Raw genomic sequence first — 19,026 nt, 5'->3', positions numbered from 1 at the left:
TCTCTCACCAGTAATATCAGGAAATTATTGCCTGGCAAATCATGATAGTAAAACTGTGATTTAAATCGTAATTAATACGATTTATAACAACTGATATAAAACTAACAATATTAATGGAGGATTACCTTATGTTCAGGAAATACAAATCATTATTTATTCTATTTCTAACAGTCTTTCTTTTGGTAGCATGTTCTTCCGAGACTGCAAAAGAACAAGAGAAAAAGAAAAAAGAAGTGAATTTACTTTTTAATTTTGCCACTAGCTCGCTTGATCCTAATGTTGATACAAGTTATGTGTCACTTCGTGCAGGAATTACTGAAACTTTGGTACATCTCAATGATAAGGACTTGACTATTGAGCCTTGGCTGGCTGAAAGCTGGGATAGTAAAGATGGACAATTATGGGAGTTCAAGCTAAGGGAGGGAGTGACGTTTCAGAATGGAAAACCTATGGATGGCGAGGCGGTAAAGGCATCTTTAGAGAGGGCGATGAAAGATAGTCTGGCGATTAAGAATGCCTTGCGCATTGATTCGATAGAAGCAAAAGGAAATACCTTAATGATTAAAACAGAAGGTCCCTTTCCGGAGTTCCCATCTGAATTGGTTCATCCAAACACATCGATTATTGACGTAACGGAAAGTGACTTTATAAACAAACCAGTTGGGACAGGCCCATTTGCTGTGTCGAAATTCACACCAGGAACTGCAGTGGATCTTAAGCGGTACGATTCTTACTGGGGTGGAGCCGCGAAACTGGAGAAAGCCAGATTTTCGTTTAATGAAGATGCCAACGCGCGCTCTCTTGCACTTGAATCAGGAGATGCTGATATTGTCTTCCGTCCAGAAGTTGAAAGCCTAGCAAATTTAGAAGCTATAAATGGGGTAACTGTGGAGTCCACATCTACTTTCCGTGTACATCAAATGACGATGAACTTAGAACGGAAAGCGCTGCAAGATATACACGTTCGTAAGGCTATAGATGCTTTGATAGATCGTTCATCCATTGCGGATACGATTTTACAAGGTCATGCAGAAGTTGCCACAGGACCTTTTCCATCTACGTTCTCATTTGCTCCAGACTATCCAAAAAAAGAGAACGGAATGGAAGCGGCTAGAGAATATCTTGAAAAAGCAGGATATAAGAAAGTACATGATGTTATGCAAAAAGACGGCAAACCGCTTTCGTTTTCGCTTCTTACTTACAGTTCACGTGCCGATTTACCGTTAATCGCTCAAGTATTTCAATCGGATGCTGCTCAGTTAGGAATTGATGTGAAAATCAAACAGATTGAAATCCCGGAAGAGTATATGGCAGCCAATCGGGATTGGGATTTAACAACGTACAGTAATTTAACGGCACCGCGCGGAGATGCCGGTTACTATTTAAATGCAACGTATCATCCAAATGGCGCCTTAAACTTCAGTGGTGCGGATGACGATCACTTGACGGCACTTATTGACAAGTTAAACGTAACGGTTGGGCAGAAAAAACGTTCAGATTTAGCTGAAGAAATTGCGATGTATGTGGATGAACAAGTATATAACTCATTTATTTTACATCCCAACACACTTGTTGCATATAACTCCAATAAAGTTGAAAACTGGATCACTTCGCGAAGTGAATACTACATGCTGACGAATGAACTGGATGTGAAGTAAATGTTCCGCATTCTAGGCAGGCGATTTATCGAGGTTGTGATTTTTATCCTTGTTATTACATTTATCAGCTTTCTTTTTGTGCGGCTCGCTCCAGGTGATCCGGTACTATCAATTCTTCAAGTGGATGATGTATCGATCACAAACGAGCAAGTCTATGAGCTTCGTGAAGAATTGGGATTCAACGATCCGTTGCTTGTACAGTATGGTCATTGGTTTGCGGACTTTGTTCAATTAGATTTCGGAAATTCCTATATTACGAATCAGCCTGTGATGAAAATGATTATAAGCGGTCTGCCTGCGACACTTGAGCTGTCAATGGGTGCGTTACTTGTCATGCTTAGTATAGCCATTCCTTTAGGTTCGCTTGCTGCTCTTTATAGGGGGAGTTGGATTGACCAGATAAGTCGTGGAGTCTCACTATTAGGCGCAGCTATCCCTAGCTTTTGGCTGGGACTGCTTTTGATTGATTTATTTGCGGTGAGGTGGGGGGGATTTCCAACAATGGGGAGGGACGGATTCATTTCTTTGGTCCTGCCGTCAGTTACTTTGGGCCTTGCCATTACAAGTGTATACGTCCGCTTGCTGCGTTCGAGTTTGATTGACTCGCTTAGTCATGAATTTATCAGAGCCGCCCGGTCAAGGGGGATTTCAGAAATACGTATCTTCTTTGCCCATGCATTTCGCTATAGTTTACCGCCGGTCATTACCGTATTCGGTGTTAGCCTTGGCAGCTTGATTGGCGGGGTTGTCGTGGTTGAAGTGATTTTCGCCTATCCAGGTATTGGGAAGATGGTCGTTGACTCCATTCGGTCTCGTGATTACCCAGTCATCCAAGGATACATTTTGATCATGGCTATTATTGTATTTATGGTAAATAGCGCAGTGGATTTATCTTACAGATATTTAAACCCGGAGCTAAGACTAAAGGAAAGGAATAATAGTTGATGGAATTAGTGTTCAGAAAACAAATCAAAAGACGATGGAAAGCTGCCGCTATTTATACAACGATGGCTTTTGTGTTTGCTGTTGCAGCGTACACCTTTCTTGGCCTGAAGCATGATCCGCTACTAGTCAATCTGGCTGAAAGATTATTGCCAGCAAGCTTAGAACATCCGCTCGGCACGGACCACTTAGGGCGTGACGTATTAACGCGTCTGCTGCTTGGTACAAAGCTGACGGTTGGCTATGGGCTCTTATCCTTGTTAGTTGCTGTTATAATCGGCGTCCCGTTTGGGGTAATTTCTGGATTCAAAGGAGGTCTGATCGATCGAATTTTCATGCGTATTGCAGATGCTTTTTTATCGTTTCCAGATACGATCGTAGCTATTGTGTTGAGTGGTCTATTAGGTCCGGGAATAGAGAACCTGCTGTTGGCCATTGTTGTAGTGAAATGGGTGAACTATGCTCGGCTTGTGCGCAGTACGGTGATTACTGAGCGTCAGAAAGATTATGTGACGGTAGCTAAAATTAATGGAGTTAGTTCCTTCCGAATTATGCGAAAACATCTATTTCCGCACCTTATTGGGAATGTACTCGTACTGGCAAGTCTCGATTTAGGGAAAATCATCTTACTCATATCTTCCCTGTCTTATATTGGACTCGGTGCGCAGCCTCCAGCACCAGAATGGGGAGCAATGCTCAATGACGCCCGTCCTTACTTTCAATCCAATCTGTTTCTGATGATTTATCCCGGACTTGCTATTGGATTTGTCGTTCTTTTATCAAACTTATTCGGTGATTATTTGCGTGATAAATTTGATGTGAAAAAGGAGGTGGAATCGTGAGTATTTTAACCGTTAATCATCTATCTGTTATAGGAAAACAAAATAGGATTGTCAAAGATATTTCGTTAGACATCCATAAAGGAGAGTGGTTCGCACTTGTTGGTCAAAGTGGTAGCGGCAAAAGCATGACAGCAATGGCAATCGGACAGTTGCTAGCGCCAAATCTCCAAGCAAAGGGAGAAATATGGTACCAAGAAAAGAATTTATTAACGCTGTCTTCCTCTGAAATGCGGAAAATTCGCGGAAAGCACCTAGCTTATATTTTTCAAGATTACCAAGGGTCATTTACTCCGTTTCTTACCATTGGACAACACTTCGAGGAGTATCAGCGGACGCACCTTAAACTGTCTAAAAAAGCAAGACGGCAGCAAGCTGTGGAAGCGCTTATTTCCGTTGGCCTTTATGAAGATATCTATAGAAGATATCCGTTTCAATTAAGCGGGGGGCAGCTTCAACGTGTGTCCATTTCGATAGCCCTGCTGCTTAAACCAGATATATTGATAGCAGATGAACCGACTACTGCTTTGGATAGTGTATCTTCTTTTAAGGTTTTGCAATTGTTATCCCGGCTGCAAGTAGAAACCGGCTGTGCAATTTTGTTCATTACCCATGATTTGCGCCATGTGAAGAAATATGCGAACCGAATTGCTGTTATGAAAGAAGGAGTAATCATAGAAACCGGTGATAAAAATCAGGTGCTGAATCATCCGCAGCACGCTTATACAGATAAACTGATTCAATCATCGCCATCACTTAGAAGCAGGAGTCCATTAAAACTTGAAGGAGTGTCAGGATGAGTTTATTAGAAGTGAAAAATGTCCATAAAACGTACGATAACGGTGTGGAAGTTCTTAAGAACGTGAATTTTAGCCTGGAGAGGAAAGAGTGCCTAGGTTTAGTAGGAGAGAGTGGGTGTGGGAAGAGCACGCTTGCTCGCTGCATTTTACAGATTGAATCTATTAATAAAGGTATGATCATGTTCGAGGGGACGCCTCTGCAAAACAAAAGCGAGCGCAATTTAAAGCCGTACCGAAAAAACATCCAAGCGGTTTTACAAAACCCTGCTTCAGCGTTGAATCCAAAACTAAGGATAAAAGATTCGCTAATAGATCCTTACCTGCAATACAGCAGTCAAGCTAAGATGAAACAATTTCAGTATACAAGTGAAGAAAACTTTGTCGCACAGCTATTAGAAGCTGTAGAACTTCCAACGGGGCTTGCTGAACGATTTCCACATGAACTAAGTGGAGGACAGAAGCAGCGGGTGACCATTGCACGCGCTATTAGTATTGAACCAGCGCTTATAATTTTAGACGAACCGGCTTCAAGCCTTGATGTGCTATCACAAGCAGCCGTATTGCGTTTGTTAGATGAATTACGAGTGACGTTGGATATTTCCTATCTTTTTATTTCTCATGACCTGTCGGCTGTGCATGAGATGAGTCAAAAAATCATGGTGATGAAAGAGGGTGTCATTGTTGATTCATTCGAGAAGGAAAACCTCTTTTCTATGGACCGTCATTCATACACACAAGAATTATTAACAATGTTTGAATGATGAAGAACATCAGGAAAACCGCTCTATCTGTTTAAAATATAAATCGTAATGATGTTGATTAACGACAGATAAGGATTTGAACCATAAGGGGGGAAATGCGGTGAATCACAGATCATATCTAGCCTTAGCCATTCCTTTGACCATTTCGACGATAACGACACCTCTAATAGGTGCGGTGGACACGGCAGTAGTGGGTCAGTTACCCAATCCGGCTTATTTGGGAGGTGTAGCTGTAGGTACAATTATTTTTAATACCATGTATTGGCTGTTCGGCTTTTTGCGAGTGAGTACATCTGGATTTGCTGCACAAGCACTTGGTGCAAAGAATGAACAGCAAGGAATGTTAGCCTTTATCAGGCCGTTATTAATAGCGATTGCGGTAGGAATATTTTTTATACTGCTTCAAGGTCCGATTGAACATATTTCATTAACCTTGATAAACCCGGACACTGACGTTCACTTATATGCCTCTGAATACTTTAGCATTCGAATCTGGGGAATTCCATTTACTTTAATGAATTACGTTATCTTAGGATGGCTAATGGGAATGTCCAAAATCAAGATTTCGTTAGTGCTACAAGTGTTTATGAACCTCATGAACATTGTTCTGGATTTGTTGTTTGTCCATGTTTTCGCATGGGGTGTATCTGGAGTAGCTATAGCGACTCTTCTATCAGAGGTAACAGCCTTTTTCATTGGGCTATTTATTATTTGGAAAGCGACGCCCTATCGAATTAAAATGCCTCCCTTTAAAGAGATGATTGACCCGTTATCTTTTAAAAAAATGATGGCGGTGAATCGAGACTTATTTATCAGAACGCTCTGTTTGCTAACTGTTTTTAATATCTTTACGGCAAAGGGCGCGTCATATGGAACAGAGATATTGGCAGCCAATGCCGTCCTTATTCAAATTCACTATATAATGGCTTACTTCTTTGATGGGTTCGCAAATGCCTCTAGCATTCTTGTTGGAAAAGCCATTGGTTCGAAGGATAAGCACTTGTATAAGAAGACCCTTATGTTGTCCTGGCAGTGGGGGGGCCTATCCTCTCTAATGATTGCTGCCAGTTACTATCTATTTAGTGATTACATCATTTCACTTTTTACACGCATACCTAGTGTCATTGATTTGGCAAATGATTATGGAATCTGGCTTATTTTGTTTCCTCTTTTGGCAAGTGTAGGCATCGTATTCTACGGTGTTTTTACAGGGGCTACAGAAGCTGCGCCTATTCGGAACTCAATGATTTACTCCTTAATTGTTTTTTTAATAACCTTATATATCTTTGTGCCTTCGTTTCAAAACCATGCGTTATGGTTGGCCTTTACTGTATTTAGCTTAGGGCGTTCAGTATTTTTAGCACTGTATATACCACAGTTAAGTCATAAATTATTTCCTAAGAGGAGTGTTAGACATGAAGACAATCGAATTAGCTAGAAAACAAGAAAAAATCATTAATACATATACAGAAACATATAAAATCTTACTAGCAGAACAGGATTTATCACCAAATAATGAGATAATTAATCACGTTTTATCTGAACTAGTTTCCATTCTTTCTAAACCAATAGATCAATCCATAGCAGAAGATATTCTTAACGATAAGGAGATTAAATCAATTAGGGGAACCATGCTTGAAAAGCTGACGATTGCCGAAACCTTAATGGAGGATTACTATGCCAAATTATTTATTGGCAAGGTGAATTCCTTAGATGACTTTCGTTCATTTATTTATTGGGATAACTACAAAGAACTGATCAAAACAGAAATACATGAACTAAAAAAAGTAAAAAATGATTTTCATTCGTTCGCATTTATAGGAGCGGGTCCTTTACCTTTAAGCCCTTTACTGCTTAAACAAGAATTGGGTTCAAAAATGACCTGTCTCGATATTGATAAGCAGGCTTATACATATGGCCAGGGTTTCATACAAGATTTAGATATTGATAGGAACTCAAGCTATATTTTAAAAGATGGTGCTCTACATGATTATAGTGGATATGATCTTATCTGGATTGCCGGCCTTGTTCCTAATAAAGAGGATATTTTAAAACAAATATTTGAGACGAATCCAAAGGCTATAGTGGCCATTCGATCGGTGGATGGCATACATCAATTATTATATGAACCTGTCGATGCAACAAAGTTTCACAAAGTGGCATGTGAAGAAGTCGGCAGAACTATTGCAGATTCTTTCATCATTAATTCAACAATATTATACACATACAAACAGTAAAACCCATCAAACGAGTTGCTTCGGCAATTCGTTTTTTATATGAGTAAGTTATTAAACTAAAAGGTTTGGGTGGGAGTAGTTACCCCCAGTAGGTGTGAACAGCCAATAATATTGGAACTTTATTTGTGGATATTTGCATATAATTACAAACGGAATGGTGGCGGAGAGATGTTCTTGCTCCTCTAAGGTAGTTGTAATTGGAAAAGTTTTCTATTAATATGGAATATGAATAATGTAATAGGAGGTTGTACATTGGCTTTACAAATCAAAGAAATCACAAAGAAATTTGGAGATTTCACAGCTGTTAATAATCTAAATTTCACTATCCCCGAGAAAGAAATGTTTGGTTTTTTAGGAGGGAATGGTGCAGGGAAAACAACCACGTTTCGTATGATACTTGGCTTGCTTGACCCAACCGAAGGAGAAATATTTTGGGATGGTAAGAAAATCGATTATACGACCAGTTCATTAATTGGTTACCTTCCTGAGGAACGCGGACTATATCCAAAGCTGAAGGTGCGCGATCAGATTGTATATTTAGCTAGATTAAGAGGCATGAGAAAAGGAGATGCATTGAAAGAGTTAGAATATTGGCTTGACCGTTTTATGGTGCCAGAGTACATGGATAAGCGTGTTGAAGAGCTTTCAAAGGGAAATCAGCAAAAAATTCAGTTGATCGCTTCCATGATTCATAAACCGGAATTGCTTATTCTTGACGAACCCTTTAGCGGACTAGATCCTGTTAATGTGGAAATGCTGAAGAAGGCGGTCATCGACTTGAGGGACAGCGGCACGACGATTGTTTTCTCAAGTCATCGTATGGAGCATGTTGAAGAGATGTGTGAGCATCTTTGCATTATGCATAAAGGATCCCCCGTAGTGGCTGGGAAATTGAAAGAAATTAAGCGTTCTTTTGGCAAAAAGAATGTGTCAATTAAAGCTGATTTTGATTTATCTTTCTTGGATACTTATCCTGGTGTAACAAAAGTTAAGAACACAATGGAAGGGAAAATTCTTCAAGTCACTGGTGAAGATGTAGCTGAGAGCATGATTCGTGATCTTGTTCCAAAAGGGTTCGTTCGAAAATTCGAATTGGAAGAACCATCGCTGACGGATATTTTCATTGAAAAAGTAGGTGCAGTCTATGAATAAATTTTGGATTGTTCTTTCCCATACATATCTATCAAAATTAAAAACGAAATCCTTTATCATTTCTACAGTCATTATGATGGCATTGATTCTTGTTCTTACAAATATTTCGAAGCTTATTGATACATTCGATAGTGAGGATCAGGAAAAGGTTGCCGTTATCGATCTGACTGAAGATAGCTTATTTGATTCTTATAAGACTGCCGTAGCAGGTGTGAACGATGAGCTCTCGATAATAACCGCCCAAGATGAAAAGGAAGCGGATGAAATGGTTAGCGCAGAAGAAATCGTTGGGTATCTTTTAATCGAAAAGGATGACAGCCTAGGTTTTAAGGGAACGTATAAAGCGAATCAAATTTCAGATTCAATGGTGAGTAATGATTTGCTTCTCGCACTTACCCAATTGAAAAGCCAAATCACAGCGAATGAATTGAAATTGACAGAGCAGCAAATCACTCAATTGAATACGCCGCCAGCCTTTGAAACGATTGCACTTCAGGAAAATGCAAAAACAGAAGAAGACCTCAATCAAGCCCGTGGTCTCGTGTATGTGCTTTTATTCGTTATTTACTTCGGTGTGTTGATGTATGCAACGATGATTGCAATGGAAGTAGCCACTGAAAAAACATCAAGGGTCATGGAAATCCTGATTTCAAGTGTCCCGCCAGTCACGCAGATGTTTGCCAAAATAATGGGGGTAGCTTTGCTTAGTCTTACACAAATGATTTTATTTTTTGGATGGGGTTATTTATCAATTAAGCAAAACTTGACAGGCATGAATGAAGGGTTTTTTGCATTTTTTGGTTTCGGCAGCATCAATATCTCAACGATCATTTATGCGATCATCTTCGCATTGCTTGGTTATCTTCTGTACGCGACACTTGCGGCTTGTCTTGGGTCCGTTGTCAGCAAAATTGAAGATGTCCAGCAAATGATTTCACCGATGACCATGCTTGTTGTCATTGCCTTTATGATTGCGATGTTTGGACTAGGGAATCCTTCAGCTAGTTATATCACTATTACATCATTCATTCCATTTTTCACGCCAATGATTATGTTTTTGCGCGTAGGAATGCTTGATGTCCCTTTCTGGGAAATCGCAATAAGCATCGCTGTATTGATTTTAACAATTATTTTACTTGGTATTATCGGAGCGAAAATCTATCGTGGTGGAGTCCTGATGTATGGAAGCTCAAAATCACTAAAAAGCATCAAAAATGCATTGCAATTATCAAAGAAAAATTAACCTTAAAACCTGGATCCCTCACTTCTTTTTTGAGGTATTCAGGTTTTTTTATTTTTTTCACGATTTATGAGTTTAGCTCCTAAAAACCCTTATAGGTTTATTTACTTCTACTATTCCTTCAAATGTACTGATACTTATTATCTCCAATAAGATCCCAACTAATTCAGCTGTTCTAGACAAGATAGTCCTTCGAAATTCATTCGATATATTGAAAGATACATAGGGGGATTTGTTAAGCTTTATATAAGTCTATAAAACTTACTTGACATTATGAGCTTATGAAAATATAATTACTTACATAAAGTAACCAACAAAAAAGGAGAATAAATAACATGAATAGAAATGAAGCTGGTCAAGTTTTTTTACGGATAATTTTAGGTCTTACTTTTTTCATTCACGGAGTTTCAAAGTTTCAAGGCGGAATAGGTAACACGGCAGGCTTCTTTGATAGCCTCGGAATTCCTGGGTTCATGGCTTATGTGGTAGCATTTATCGAATTAGTCGGAGGTCTTGCATTAATAGTTGGCTTTGGAACACGAATCGTTTCTATCTTGTTTGTCGTTATTATGCTGGGTGCCATTTTCACGGCTAAATTACCTGCTGGATTTCTTGGCAATGGACAAATGGCAGGATACGAGCTGGACTTAGCACTGCTTGCTATGTCCGTTTATCTTGCATGTGCAAATCGCTCGCTTTTTTCTTTAGATAATAAACTCTTTAATAAAGAAGGGAAGTAACAATATGATGGGGGAATTTCATCAAAAGCCCGTTACGTTTGTTAGGGAAGTTAGTATTAATGTCATGCATTTGGATAATGCCATCAGGTTTTATCAAGATATCATAGGTCTCCAATTATTGAAAAAAACGGATCGTAAAGCTGTTTTAACAACAGATGGTAAAACCCCGTTGCTTACGCTTGAGCAGCCCGCTGATGTAATTCCAAAAGAAGGAAGAACAACAGGCTTATATCACTTTGCTCTTTTGCTACCAACCCGTGCTGACTTGTCGATCTTTTTACGCCATTTACTTCAAACAGAATACCGGTTTGGAGCTTCGGATCATGATGTAAGTGAAGCGCTGTACATTACTGATCCGGATGGAAATGGCATTGAAGTCTACTGGGACCGTCCATCTTCTGACTGGAAATGGTCAAATGGAGAAGTTGCGATGGGAACGGACCCGTTAGATGGAAACAGCCTTCTGGCAGAAAGTGACGCCGAGTGGAACGGACTGCCTGCTGGTACGTTAATGGGACACATTCATTTACATGTAGCGGATCTACGAAAAACAGAAGAGTTTTACATGTTGGGTCTTGGGTTTACTATTGTGAATCGATTCGGAGGGGCTCTCTTTACTTCAACCGGCGGATATCATCATCATATCGGATTAAACACATGGAATGGCGTTGGCGCTCCTGCTCCAAAGAAAAACAGTGTAGGGCTCAACTGGTATTCACTTGTTTTTGCAGATGAAGAAGCGAGAAACAAAGTGATTGAAAAACTAAACAAAATTGGGGCTGAAGCTACAAAAGAAGACGGCTTTTATGTCATCACAGATCCGTCAGGAAATGAGATTCATTTAGTTATCTAAAGCCTTTAGGGTTGGAACTATAGTATATTCAGAAAGCATTGGTGAGAAAAAATGGGATTTTTCAGTAAGTTATTTGGAAATAAAGATACAAGTGCAGAGGAGAATAAAAAAATGACAAAAGTATTATTTATCAAAGCAAACGATCGTCCAGCAGACCAGGCAATTAGCTCAAAAATGTATGATACATTTGTAAAAACTTATAAAGAAGCGAATGGTACGGATGAAGTGATCGAGTTAGATTTATTTAAAGAAGAGCTACCGTACTATGGCAATACAGCGATAACTGGGATGTATAAACGAAACCAAGGTTTTGAACTGACACCTGAAGAAGAAAAAGCAGCTAGTTTAGTTGATCAATATTTAAATCAATTCCTTGCTGTGGATAAAGTAGTATTTGCTTTTCCTTTATGGAATTCAACGGTACCTGCTCCGCTAATCACGTACCTTTCTTATTTGGCTCAAGCTGGTAAAATGTTTAATTATACAGCGGAAGGTCCTGTTGGATATGCTGGTGATAAAAAAGTCATGCTTTTAAACGCTCGTGGCTCAGATTATTCCTTAGAAGGAATGGCTTCTGCTGAAATGGCTGTAAACTTAGTAAAAACCATTATTAGCCTATGGGGCATCAAAAATCCAGAAGAAGTGGTTATTGAAGGACATAATCAGTATCCTGATCGCACACAAAAAATCATCGCGGATGGTTTGGAAAACGTTGCAAAAGCAGCTGAAACATTCTGATTGTGAAGTGAAAAGAATAGCAGGCAAAGGATGGCCCTCACTATCAATCGGGGCCTTCAGACTGTAGACAAATTCGTAGAAAGCGAGTTTGCCTGCAGTTTTTTTTATTGAAAAACGTTTCAGTTGATTTCAGAAATCCGCTCCCTTTCCGCCGACTGTCTGCCAAGCCTCCTCGCCGCAAGCGTCTGTGGGGTCTCGGCTAGCCAGTTATTCGTCAGGATTGTCGCAAATTTCTTCCATCCATTGAGGATTCCGTAAAGCAGAATTAAACCATTTTTAAAAATCACGGTTCGGGATGTGACCATTCCAAACTCCCTTTTGTCGATAAACAAAAGGCCCGCCATATTAATGGGGGCCTTCTTTGTGCGGGAATGATGTTATTTGACCTGATGCTTTTTCAAGCGGTATTGAAGACTTTGGCGACTTATATTCAAGGCTTTAGCTGCTTTAGAGATATTCATGCCATGCTCTTTTAATATCTTCTCCAAATAAATCTTTTCTGTATTAGCAATATAATCATCAAGAGATAGGGTTGTGTCTTGTAATTCTTCATTTTGAATAAGGTCATTTTTTATATCCAGTTGAGTTTCTTCCATATGAGCTTTCTTTTTAAATAAAGTTGGAAGATGCGGGATCTCAATTTTTGTATCCCCGGGTTCTAGTAAATTCATAGCCCCTTCAATAATATGCTCAAGTTCTCTTACATTTCCTGGCCATTCGTAATCATAAAAAAGAGAGTAGACCTCGTCGCTGATTCCTTCAATATCCAATTCAAACAACGCATTGAACTTTTCAATAAAGGATTGAGCCAGCAATGGTATATCTTCTTTCCGCTCACGAAGTGGAGGGATAAATAAGGATACAACGCTTAATCGATAATATAAATCCTTTCGTAAATGATCATTTGAAATCGCATCTATTGGATCTTCATTTATCGTTGCAATGACTCGAACATCAATTTTTTTGTCTTTTGTATCTCCTACTCGGCGAATCGTTCTTTCTTGAAGGGCCCGTAATAATTTTGCTTGCAAATTCGGGTTTAAAGAATTGATTTCATCAAGAAGGATGGTTCCGCCTTGTGCTTGTTCAAATAACCCAGGCCTTTCAATGGATCCTGTGAAAGCCCCTTTCTTCGTTCCAAAGAGAATTCCCTCAATTAAACTATCTGGCAGTGCAGCACAGTTTTGACTAATAAAAGGATGTGTCGAACGGTTACTTCCATTATGGATACTTTGGGCAAAGAGTTCTTTTCCGGTACCTGTTTCCCCGACAATCAAGATGGAGGATGTGGTTCTTGTGGAGCGCTTGCTCTTTTCAATGACGTCTAAGAAATTCTCACTAGTTCCAATGATACTGTCAAAGGTATATTTGGTATCGCCCTTATTTAAAATATTATCTTTTATAATTCTTTCAAGATTTGTTATATCCTTTGCTACTTCAATAGCACCGATAATATTTTGCTTCTGATCTAAAATTGGAAACGTATTATTGATTGTTGTAATTTCCTGTCCGAGATTATTAAAGTAGGTCTGTTTTGAGTTTTCAGTTGCTTTTCCGGAATGAAGAGCCCGTATTAGCGTACTCTCAGTTTCCTCTTGGAACTTAAAAATATCAGGGATCTTTTTCCCTAATACATCTTCTGAATCCATTCCTTCAATTTCAGCCATTTTCTTGTTATAAACAATGGTTAGACCTTCTGTATCTATTATATGTATCCCAATATCAATTACATCTACGAGTGAATATAGGATAGATTGAAAACCTTCTATTTTTATGATCTGATCTAAATTCATTAATGCCTCCTACTTTTATTCATTTCTTAGAGATTATTGTAGAGGATTTACAGAAAAGGCGCAATAAAAATTTGCACAGCAAGATTATTTTGCATTAAAGTGCAAATTTTCTTTGCACAAAAGATAAAAATTCCTTGTTTTTCGTGAAAAAACAAGTTGGCACAAATCTTGCATTAATAAAAACTATAGCGTTCAAGCCACAAATATAAGAATTAAAGCAAAAAATAATGGCACACTATGCTATTTTTCACCAAAAGTGCTGAATTTCTTTGCATTTCCATTAGAAAAGTCTATATTTTTCAAAAAAGTTGAAAAGTTGGCACGGAACTTGCTATTTATAAAGGGAGAAGTAAAAACATAAATCTTAGGGAGATGAGACATAATGGTCCAACCATACAAACACGAACCATTTACTGATTTTAATAATGAGGCAAACAATAAAGCATTTCAGGTAGCTTTGAATGATGTAGCTAAAGAATTAGGAATTAAATATCCGTTAGTTATTAACGGTGAAAAAATCTTTACAGATGAAGTCATTACCTCTGTAAACCCAGCAGACAAAAAAGAAGTAATCGGGATTGTGTCAAAAGCAAACAAAGACCTTGCAGAGCAAGCAATGCAAGCGGCAGATAAGACATTCCAAACTTGGAGAAAAACTAAAGCAGAAATGCGTGCAAATATATTATTCAGAGCAGCAGCCATTGTTCGCAGAAGAAAACACTATTTCTCGGCTTTATTGGTTAAAGAAGCAGGAAAGCCTTGGAATGAAGCGGATGCAGATACAGCGGAAGCGATCGACTTCATGGAATACTACGCACGTCAAATGCTGAAGCTTAAAGACGGCATGCCAGTGGAAAGCCGTCCGATTGAACACAATGCTTTCAACTATGTTCCACTTGGTGTCGGTGTCATCATCTCACCTTGGAATTTCCCGTTTGCGATCATGGCAGGCATGACGACAGCGGCTCTTGTTTCAGGAAATACCGTTTTATTGAAACCAGCAAGTACAACACCGGTCATTGCAGCTAAATTCATTGAAGTGTTGGAAGAAGCGGGCTTACCTGCAGGAGTTGTGAACTTCATTCCAGGAAGCGGTGCTGAAGTTGGCGATTATTTGGTAGATCATCCTCGTACACGTTTCATCAGCTTTACTGGATCTCGTGATGTTGGAATTCGTATTTATGAGCGTGCGTCAAAAGTTCATGAAGGCCAAATTTGGTTGAAACGTGTCATTGCTGAAATGGGCGGTAAAGATACGATCGTTGTTGATAAAGAGGCTGATTTGGAATTGGCGGCACAATCAATCGTCGCTTCTGCATTCGGATTCTCCGGTCAAAAATGTTCTGCTTGTTCACGTACCGTCGTAGTGGAAGATGTATATGACCAAGTCTTAAATCGTGTTATTGAATTAACAAAAGAAAAAACAGTTGGAGAACCAACAGATGTAAATAACTTTATGGGTCCAGTTATCGATCAAGCTGCTTACGACAAAGTCATGAGCTATGTAGAGATCGGTAAAACAGAAGGGAAGTTAGTTGCAGGAGGAGAAGGAGACAATTCAAAAGGTTTCTTTATCCAACCAACAATTATTGCAGATGTGGATGAAAATGCTCGTGTTATGAAGGAAGAAATTTTTGGACCAGTAGTAGCATTCTGTAAAGCAAAAGATTTCGATCATGCGATTGAGATTGCTAATAACACAGATTATGGATTAACAGGTGCGGTCATCTCGAACAATATTGAACATATCGAACAAGCGCGTGAAGATTTCCATGTTGGAAACTTGTATTTCAATCGTGGCTGTACAGGAGCCATCGTCGGATACCAACCATTTGGCGGATTCAATATGTCAGGTACAGATTCAAAAGCGGGCGGTCCTGATTATTTAGTTCTACATCTTCAAGGAAAAACAACATCTGAAACGCTATAAATTTTAGGGGGAATCAACATGACAACAATTACAGAAAAATTAATCGAGCAAACGGAACAATATGGTGCAAACAATTATAATCCACTTCCAATCGTCATTTCGAAGGCAGAAGGAGTTTGGGTGGAAGATCCTGAAGGCAACAAATATATGGATATGCTAAGTGCCTATTCAGCAGTGAACCAAGGCCACAGACATCCTAAAATTATTGATGAACTAAAAAAACAAGCAGATCGCGTAACATTAACGTCCCGTGCATTCCATAGTGATAAATTAGGCCCGTGGTATGAAATGGTTTCCCGCATTACGCAAAAAGACATGGCGCTGCCTATGAATACTGGTGCTGAAGCAGTTGAAACAGCTATCAAGGCTGTTAGACGCTGGGGCTACGACGTAAAAGGAATAGCAGAAAATCAAGCTGAAATCATTGCTTGTATTGGGAATTTCCATGGCCGTACAATGGCAGCCGTATCCTTGTCATCCGATGAAGAATATAGAAGGGGCTTTGGACCAATGTTACCAGGGATCAAGCTTATCCCTTATGGCGATCTTGATGCATTGAAAGAAGCGATTACTCCTCAAACAGCTGGATTTTTAATTGAACCGATCCAAGGTGAAGCGGGAATTATCATTCCTCCACAAGGATTCTTAAAAGAAGCTTACGAACTTTGTAAAGAAAATAATGTACTATTCGTTTCGGATGAAATTCAATCAGGACTTGGCCGTTCAGGAAAAATGTTTGCCTCCGATTGGGATGAAGTGATTCCTGATATGTATATTTTAGGAAAAGCACTTGGTGGTGGAGTATTTCCAATCTCATGTGTCGCAGCAAACCGTGAAATTCTTGGCGTATTTAATCCTGGTTCACATGGTTCTACATTCGGTGGTAATCCATTAGCATGTGCAGTTTCTATCGCTTCATTAGAAGTTCTTGAAGATGAAAAACTGGCAGAACGTTCATTAGAGCTAGGGAAATATTTCATGGATAGTTTAAAAGAAATCAATAATCCTATGATTAAAGATATTCGTGGAAGAGGCTTATTTATTGGATTGGAATTAACTGAAGCGGCAAGACCTTATTGTGAAAAACTAAAAGAAGAAAAATTACTGTGTAAAGAAACACATGATACAGTTATCCGCTTTGCTCCGCCGCTAGTGATCACTAAAGAAGAGCTAGATTGGGCAATTGAACGTATTAAAAGAGTTTTATCCTAATATCCCTATGAGGTGAATTCCATTGAGTACAACGATCAAAGAAAAAAAAGAAACTGCCAGCTTGCTTGAATCCACACAGGTCGTAATCAAGGAGGCGCTGGGTAAGCTTGGTTATTCGGAAGAAGTGTTTGAGCTTTTAAAGGAGCCTCTTCGTATGCTGACCGTCCGAATTCCAATTAAGATGGATGACAATTCAACAAAGATATTCACTGGATATCGTGCCCAGCACAACGATGCTGTTGGTCCTACAAAAGGTGGAATCCGTTTTCATCCTGAAGTCGATGAGGAAGAAGTAAAGGCACTTTCGATGTGGATGAGTTTAAAATGCGGGATTGTGAATCTGCCATACGGCGGAGGAAAAGGTGGCATTATCTGCGATCCACGCCAAATGTCTATGGGTGAATTAGAAAGGCTTAGCCGCGGATATGTTCGAGCGATTAGCCAAATAGTGGGGCCGACTAAAGATATTCCGGCCCCGGATGTTTATACAAATTCTCAAATCATGGCATGGATGATGGATGAATACAGTAGAATAAGAGAACACGATTCTCCTGGATTCATTACAGGTAAACCACTAGTGCTGGGCGGTTCACACGGTAGGGAAAAGGCAACTGCACAAGGTGTCACGATTTGTATCGAGGAAGCCGCAAAGCGTAAGGGCATAGAACTGAAAGGTGCACGCATTATTGTCCAAGGATTTGGGAATGCGGGAAGCTTTTTAGCAAAATTCATGCATGATGCAGGTGCGAAAGTGATTGGTATTTCTGACGCATATGGTGCCATATATAACCCAGATGGCCTCGATATCGATTACTTACTTGATAAAAGGGATAGCTTTGGAACGGTAACAACACTATTCGAAAATAAAATTACCAATCAAGAGCTTCTAGAACAAGATTGTGATATTTTAGTGCCAGCTGCTATTTCTAATCAAATCACAAAAGAAAATGCACATCTTATAAAAGCGCAAATTGTCGTAGAGGCAGCGAATGGTCCAACCACTTTGGAGGCAACTAAAATCTTAACAGAACGCAATGTGCTTCTTGTACCTGATGTATTAGCAAGTTCAGGCGGTGTAACTGTTTCTTACTTTGAATGGGTTCAAAATAATCAGGGTTACTACTGGGAAGATGAAGAAGTTCAAAGAAAATTAAAAGAGTTATTGGTCAACTCATTTAATCAAATATATGATATGGCTGAGACAAGAAAAGTGAATATGAGATTAGCTGCATATATGGTGGGTGTCAGAAAAATGGCAGAAGCCTCGATATTCCGGGGTTGGGTATAAGCTGAATATTATGATAGATAGTGGAGGGGTGATTCCTTGTTAAAACCGATTTACACAATTGAGTGTGCTCAGAATGGGACCATCGAACAAGTTTATGTTCAAAAGAATTCCTATGTTTATGAATGGGAAAGGCTCTTTTTAGTGAAAACAGAAGATGGGAAATTGATTGATGTTTCAATAGGTGCCAGTGGTCACATTACTGAAATTAATGTCACGGCAGGGGATCCTATTAATAGAAAGCTTCCTTTAGCTTTGCTCCAAGACGATTTTGTTATAACAGGCTCTGATTAATTATAGAAAAGAGAGTGTTCCAAAGGTGTCGGTAATTCGACTTTTGGGATGCTCTTTTTTGTTGTTGTTCAAACAGATATCATAGTTAAATTTGATATAGAGACTTCCTAAAGCAGTTTAAAAAGTGTCCATACAAATGATCTTTTATATCTTGGTGGTTTGAATCAGACAAGGACATTGGATGCATGAATATTGAACAGTGGATTCCTTGCATTATAAATAAAAACACTTTTGCTGCATGTACTTTTCTTCATTGTACATTCAACGAAGGTGTTTTTTATTTGAAAGGAATCATAGCACGCTTATCTGCGGAGTTCACATTATGTGAGCAATTGTTCTATTAAACACCATATGGCTTGCTGAAGTTCGAGGCTTTCATTGTGCCTTAAGTAATAGATGGAATATTGTTATATTCCCTTTCATAAACTGTATAAAATATGATGATAAAAGACAAGGCAGGAAATTTTAAAAAGAATTGTAATATACTTTTTGAGTGCAATTTGGGAGGTGATAAAGGATTATTCGAAACAGATTCTCTCTCTCTTTTTCTAG

At 39.1% G+C, this 19,026-nt stretch carries 17 protein-coding genes; 16 read left to right on the top strand and 1 reads right to left on the bottom strand.

The annotated features are described in order from the left end of the window. The first annotated feature begins 128 nt into the window (after positions 1 to 128). From nikA to NST21_RS21975, 12 genes are all read left to right on the top strand, one after another. Positions 129 to 1,658, top strand: coding sequence for a nickel ABC transporter substrate-binding protein (gene nikA, locus NST21_RS22030; protein ID WP_340891255.1), 1,530 nt, complete (start codon positions 129 to 131; stop codon positions 1,656 to 1,658). Continuing rightward, positions 1,659 to 2,603: a nickel ABC transporter permease gene (gene nikB / locus NST21_RS22025; protein WP_340891254.1), complete on the top strand. Its 945-nt coding sequence runs from the start codon at positions 1,659 to 1,661 to the stop codon at positions 2,601 to 2,603. A gap of 62 nt (positions 2,604 to 2,665) precedes the next feature. Further along, positions 2,666 to 3,442, top strand: coding sequence for a nickel transporter permease (nikC, locus tag NST21_RS22020; protein ID WP_236695023.1), 777 nt, complete (start codon positions 2,666 to 2,668; stop codon positions 3,440 to 3,442). Continuing rightward, entirely contained in the window at positions 3,439 to 4,239 is an 801-nt protein-coding gene (locus NST21_RS22015) for an ABC transporter ATP-binding protein (RefSeq protein ID WP_340891253.1), read from the top strand. The genes nikC and NST21_RS22015 overlap by 4 nt, the downstream gene beginning before the upstream one ends. Continuing rightward, complete coding sequence (locus NST21_RS22010) at positions 4,236 to 5,000, top strand: ABC transporter ATP-binding protein (RefSeq protein WP_340891251.1); 765 nt, start codon at positions 4,236 to 4,238, stop codon at positions 4,998 to 5,000. Before NST21_RS22015 ends, NST21_RS22010 begins: the two co-directional genes overlap by 4 nt. 100 nt (positions 5,001 to 5,100) lie before the next feature. Next, entirely contained in the window at positions 5,101 to 6,438 is a 1,338-nt protein-coding gene (locus tag NST21_RS22005; RefSeq protein ID WP_340891248.1) for an MATE family efflux transporter, read from the top strand. Next, on the top strand, positions 6,416 to 7,237 hold the full coding sequence (locus NST21_RS22000) for a nicotianamine synthase family protein (RefSeq protein WP_340891246.1): 822 nt from the start codon (positions 6,416 to 6,418) through the stop codon (positions 7,235 to 7,237). Before NST21_RS22005 ends, NST21_RS22000 begins: the two co-directional genes overlap by 23 nt. Before the next feature lie 252 nt (positions 7,238 to 7,489). Further along, the gene (locus tag NST21_RS21995) at positions 7,490 to 8,389 is read left to right on the top strand and encodes an ABC transporter ATP-binding protein (protein WP_340891243.1); all 900 of its coding nucleotides are present in this window, start codon (positions 7,490 to 7,492) and stop codon (positions 8,387 to 8,389) included. Continuing rightward, on the top strand, positions 8,382 to 9,632 hold the full coding sequence (locus NST21_RS21990; protein ID WP_340891241.1) for an ABC transporter permease: 1,251 nt from the start codon (positions 8,382 to 8,384) through the stop codon (positions 9,630 to 9,632). Before NST21_RS21995 ends, NST21_RS21990 begins: the two co-directional genes overlap by 8 nt. A 332-nt stretch (positions 9,633 to 9,964) precedes the next feature. After that, positions 9,965 to 10,369, top strand: a complete 405-nt coding sequence (locus NST21_RS21985) for a DoxX family protein (protein WP_098175671.1) — start codon at positions 9,965 to 9,967, stop codon at positions 10,367 to 10,369. A 7-nt stretch (positions 10,370 to 10,376) separates the two neighbouring features. Continuing rightward, positions 10,377 to 11,222, top strand: coding sequence for a VOC family protein (locus tag NST21_RS21980; RefSeq protein WP_116822248.1), 846 nt, complete (start codon positions 10,377 to 10,379; stop codon positions 11,220 to 11,222). A 51-nt stretch (positions 11,223 to 11,273) separates the two neighbouring features. Continuing rightward, on the top strand, positions 11,274 to 11,960 hold the full coding sequence (locus NST21_RS21975; protein WP_057214588.1) for an FMN-dependent NADH-azoreductase: 687 nt from the start codon (positions 11,274 to 11,276) through the stop codon (positions 11,958 to 11,960). A 377-nt stretch (positions 11,961 to 12,337) separates the two neighbouring features. Here the strand turns inward: NST21_RS21975 and NST21_RS21970 are convergent, their stop codons facing one another. Then, positions 12,338 to 13,753, bottom strand: coding sequence for a sigma-54 interaction domain-containing protein (locus NST21_RS21970; protein ID WP_053347469.1), 1,416 nt, complete (start codon positions 13,751 to 13,753; stop codon positions 12,338 to 12,340). 382 nt (positions 13,754 to 14,135) lie between these two features. Between NST21_RS21970 and pruA the strand changes: the two genes are divergently transcribed. Genes pruA through NST21_RS21950 form a run of 4 tightly spaced genes read left to right on the top strand, consistent with a single transcriptional unit; the run spans position 14,136 to position 18,474 of the window. Then, positions 14,136 to 15,683, top strand: coding sequence for an L-glutamate gamma-semialdehyde dehydrogenase (gene pruA / locus NST21_RS21965; protein WP_340891236.1), 1,548 nt, complete (start codon positions 14,136 to 14,138; stop codon positions 15,681 to 15,683). 18 nt (positions 15,684 to 15,701) lie between these two features. Next, a complete protein-coding gene (locus tag NST21_RS21960; protein ID WP_340891233.1) occupies positions 15,702 to 16,895 on the top strand; it encodes an ornithine--oxo-acid transaminase in 1,194 nt (397 codons plus the stop codon). Positions 16,896 to 16,917: 22 nt separating this feature from the next. Further along, on the top strand, positions 16,918 to 18,183 hold the full coding sequence (locus NST21_RS21955; protein WP_377378357.1) for a Glu/Leu/Phe/Val family dehydrogenase: 1,266 nt from the start codon (positions 16,918 to 16,920) through the stop codon (positions 18,181 to 18,183). A gap of 36 nt (positions 18,184 to 18,219) precedes the next feature. Then, positions 18,220 to 18,474 (top strand): hypothetical protein, encoded by a 255-nt coding sequence (locus tag NST21_RS21950; protein ID WP_056521602.1) that lies wholly within the window; start codon positions 18,220 to 18,222, stop codon positions 18,472 to 18,474. Positions 18,475 to 19,026: the final 552 nt, after the last annotated feature.

Source organism: Peribacillus sp. FSL K6-1552, assembly GCF_038005205.1.
Classification (GTDB): domain Bacteria; phylum Bacillota; class Bacilli; order Bacillales; family DSM-1321; genus Peribacillus; species Peribacillus butanolivorans.
Note: the sequence above shows the minus strand (reverse complement) of the source record. Positions and strands in the feature narration are given on the sequence as shown.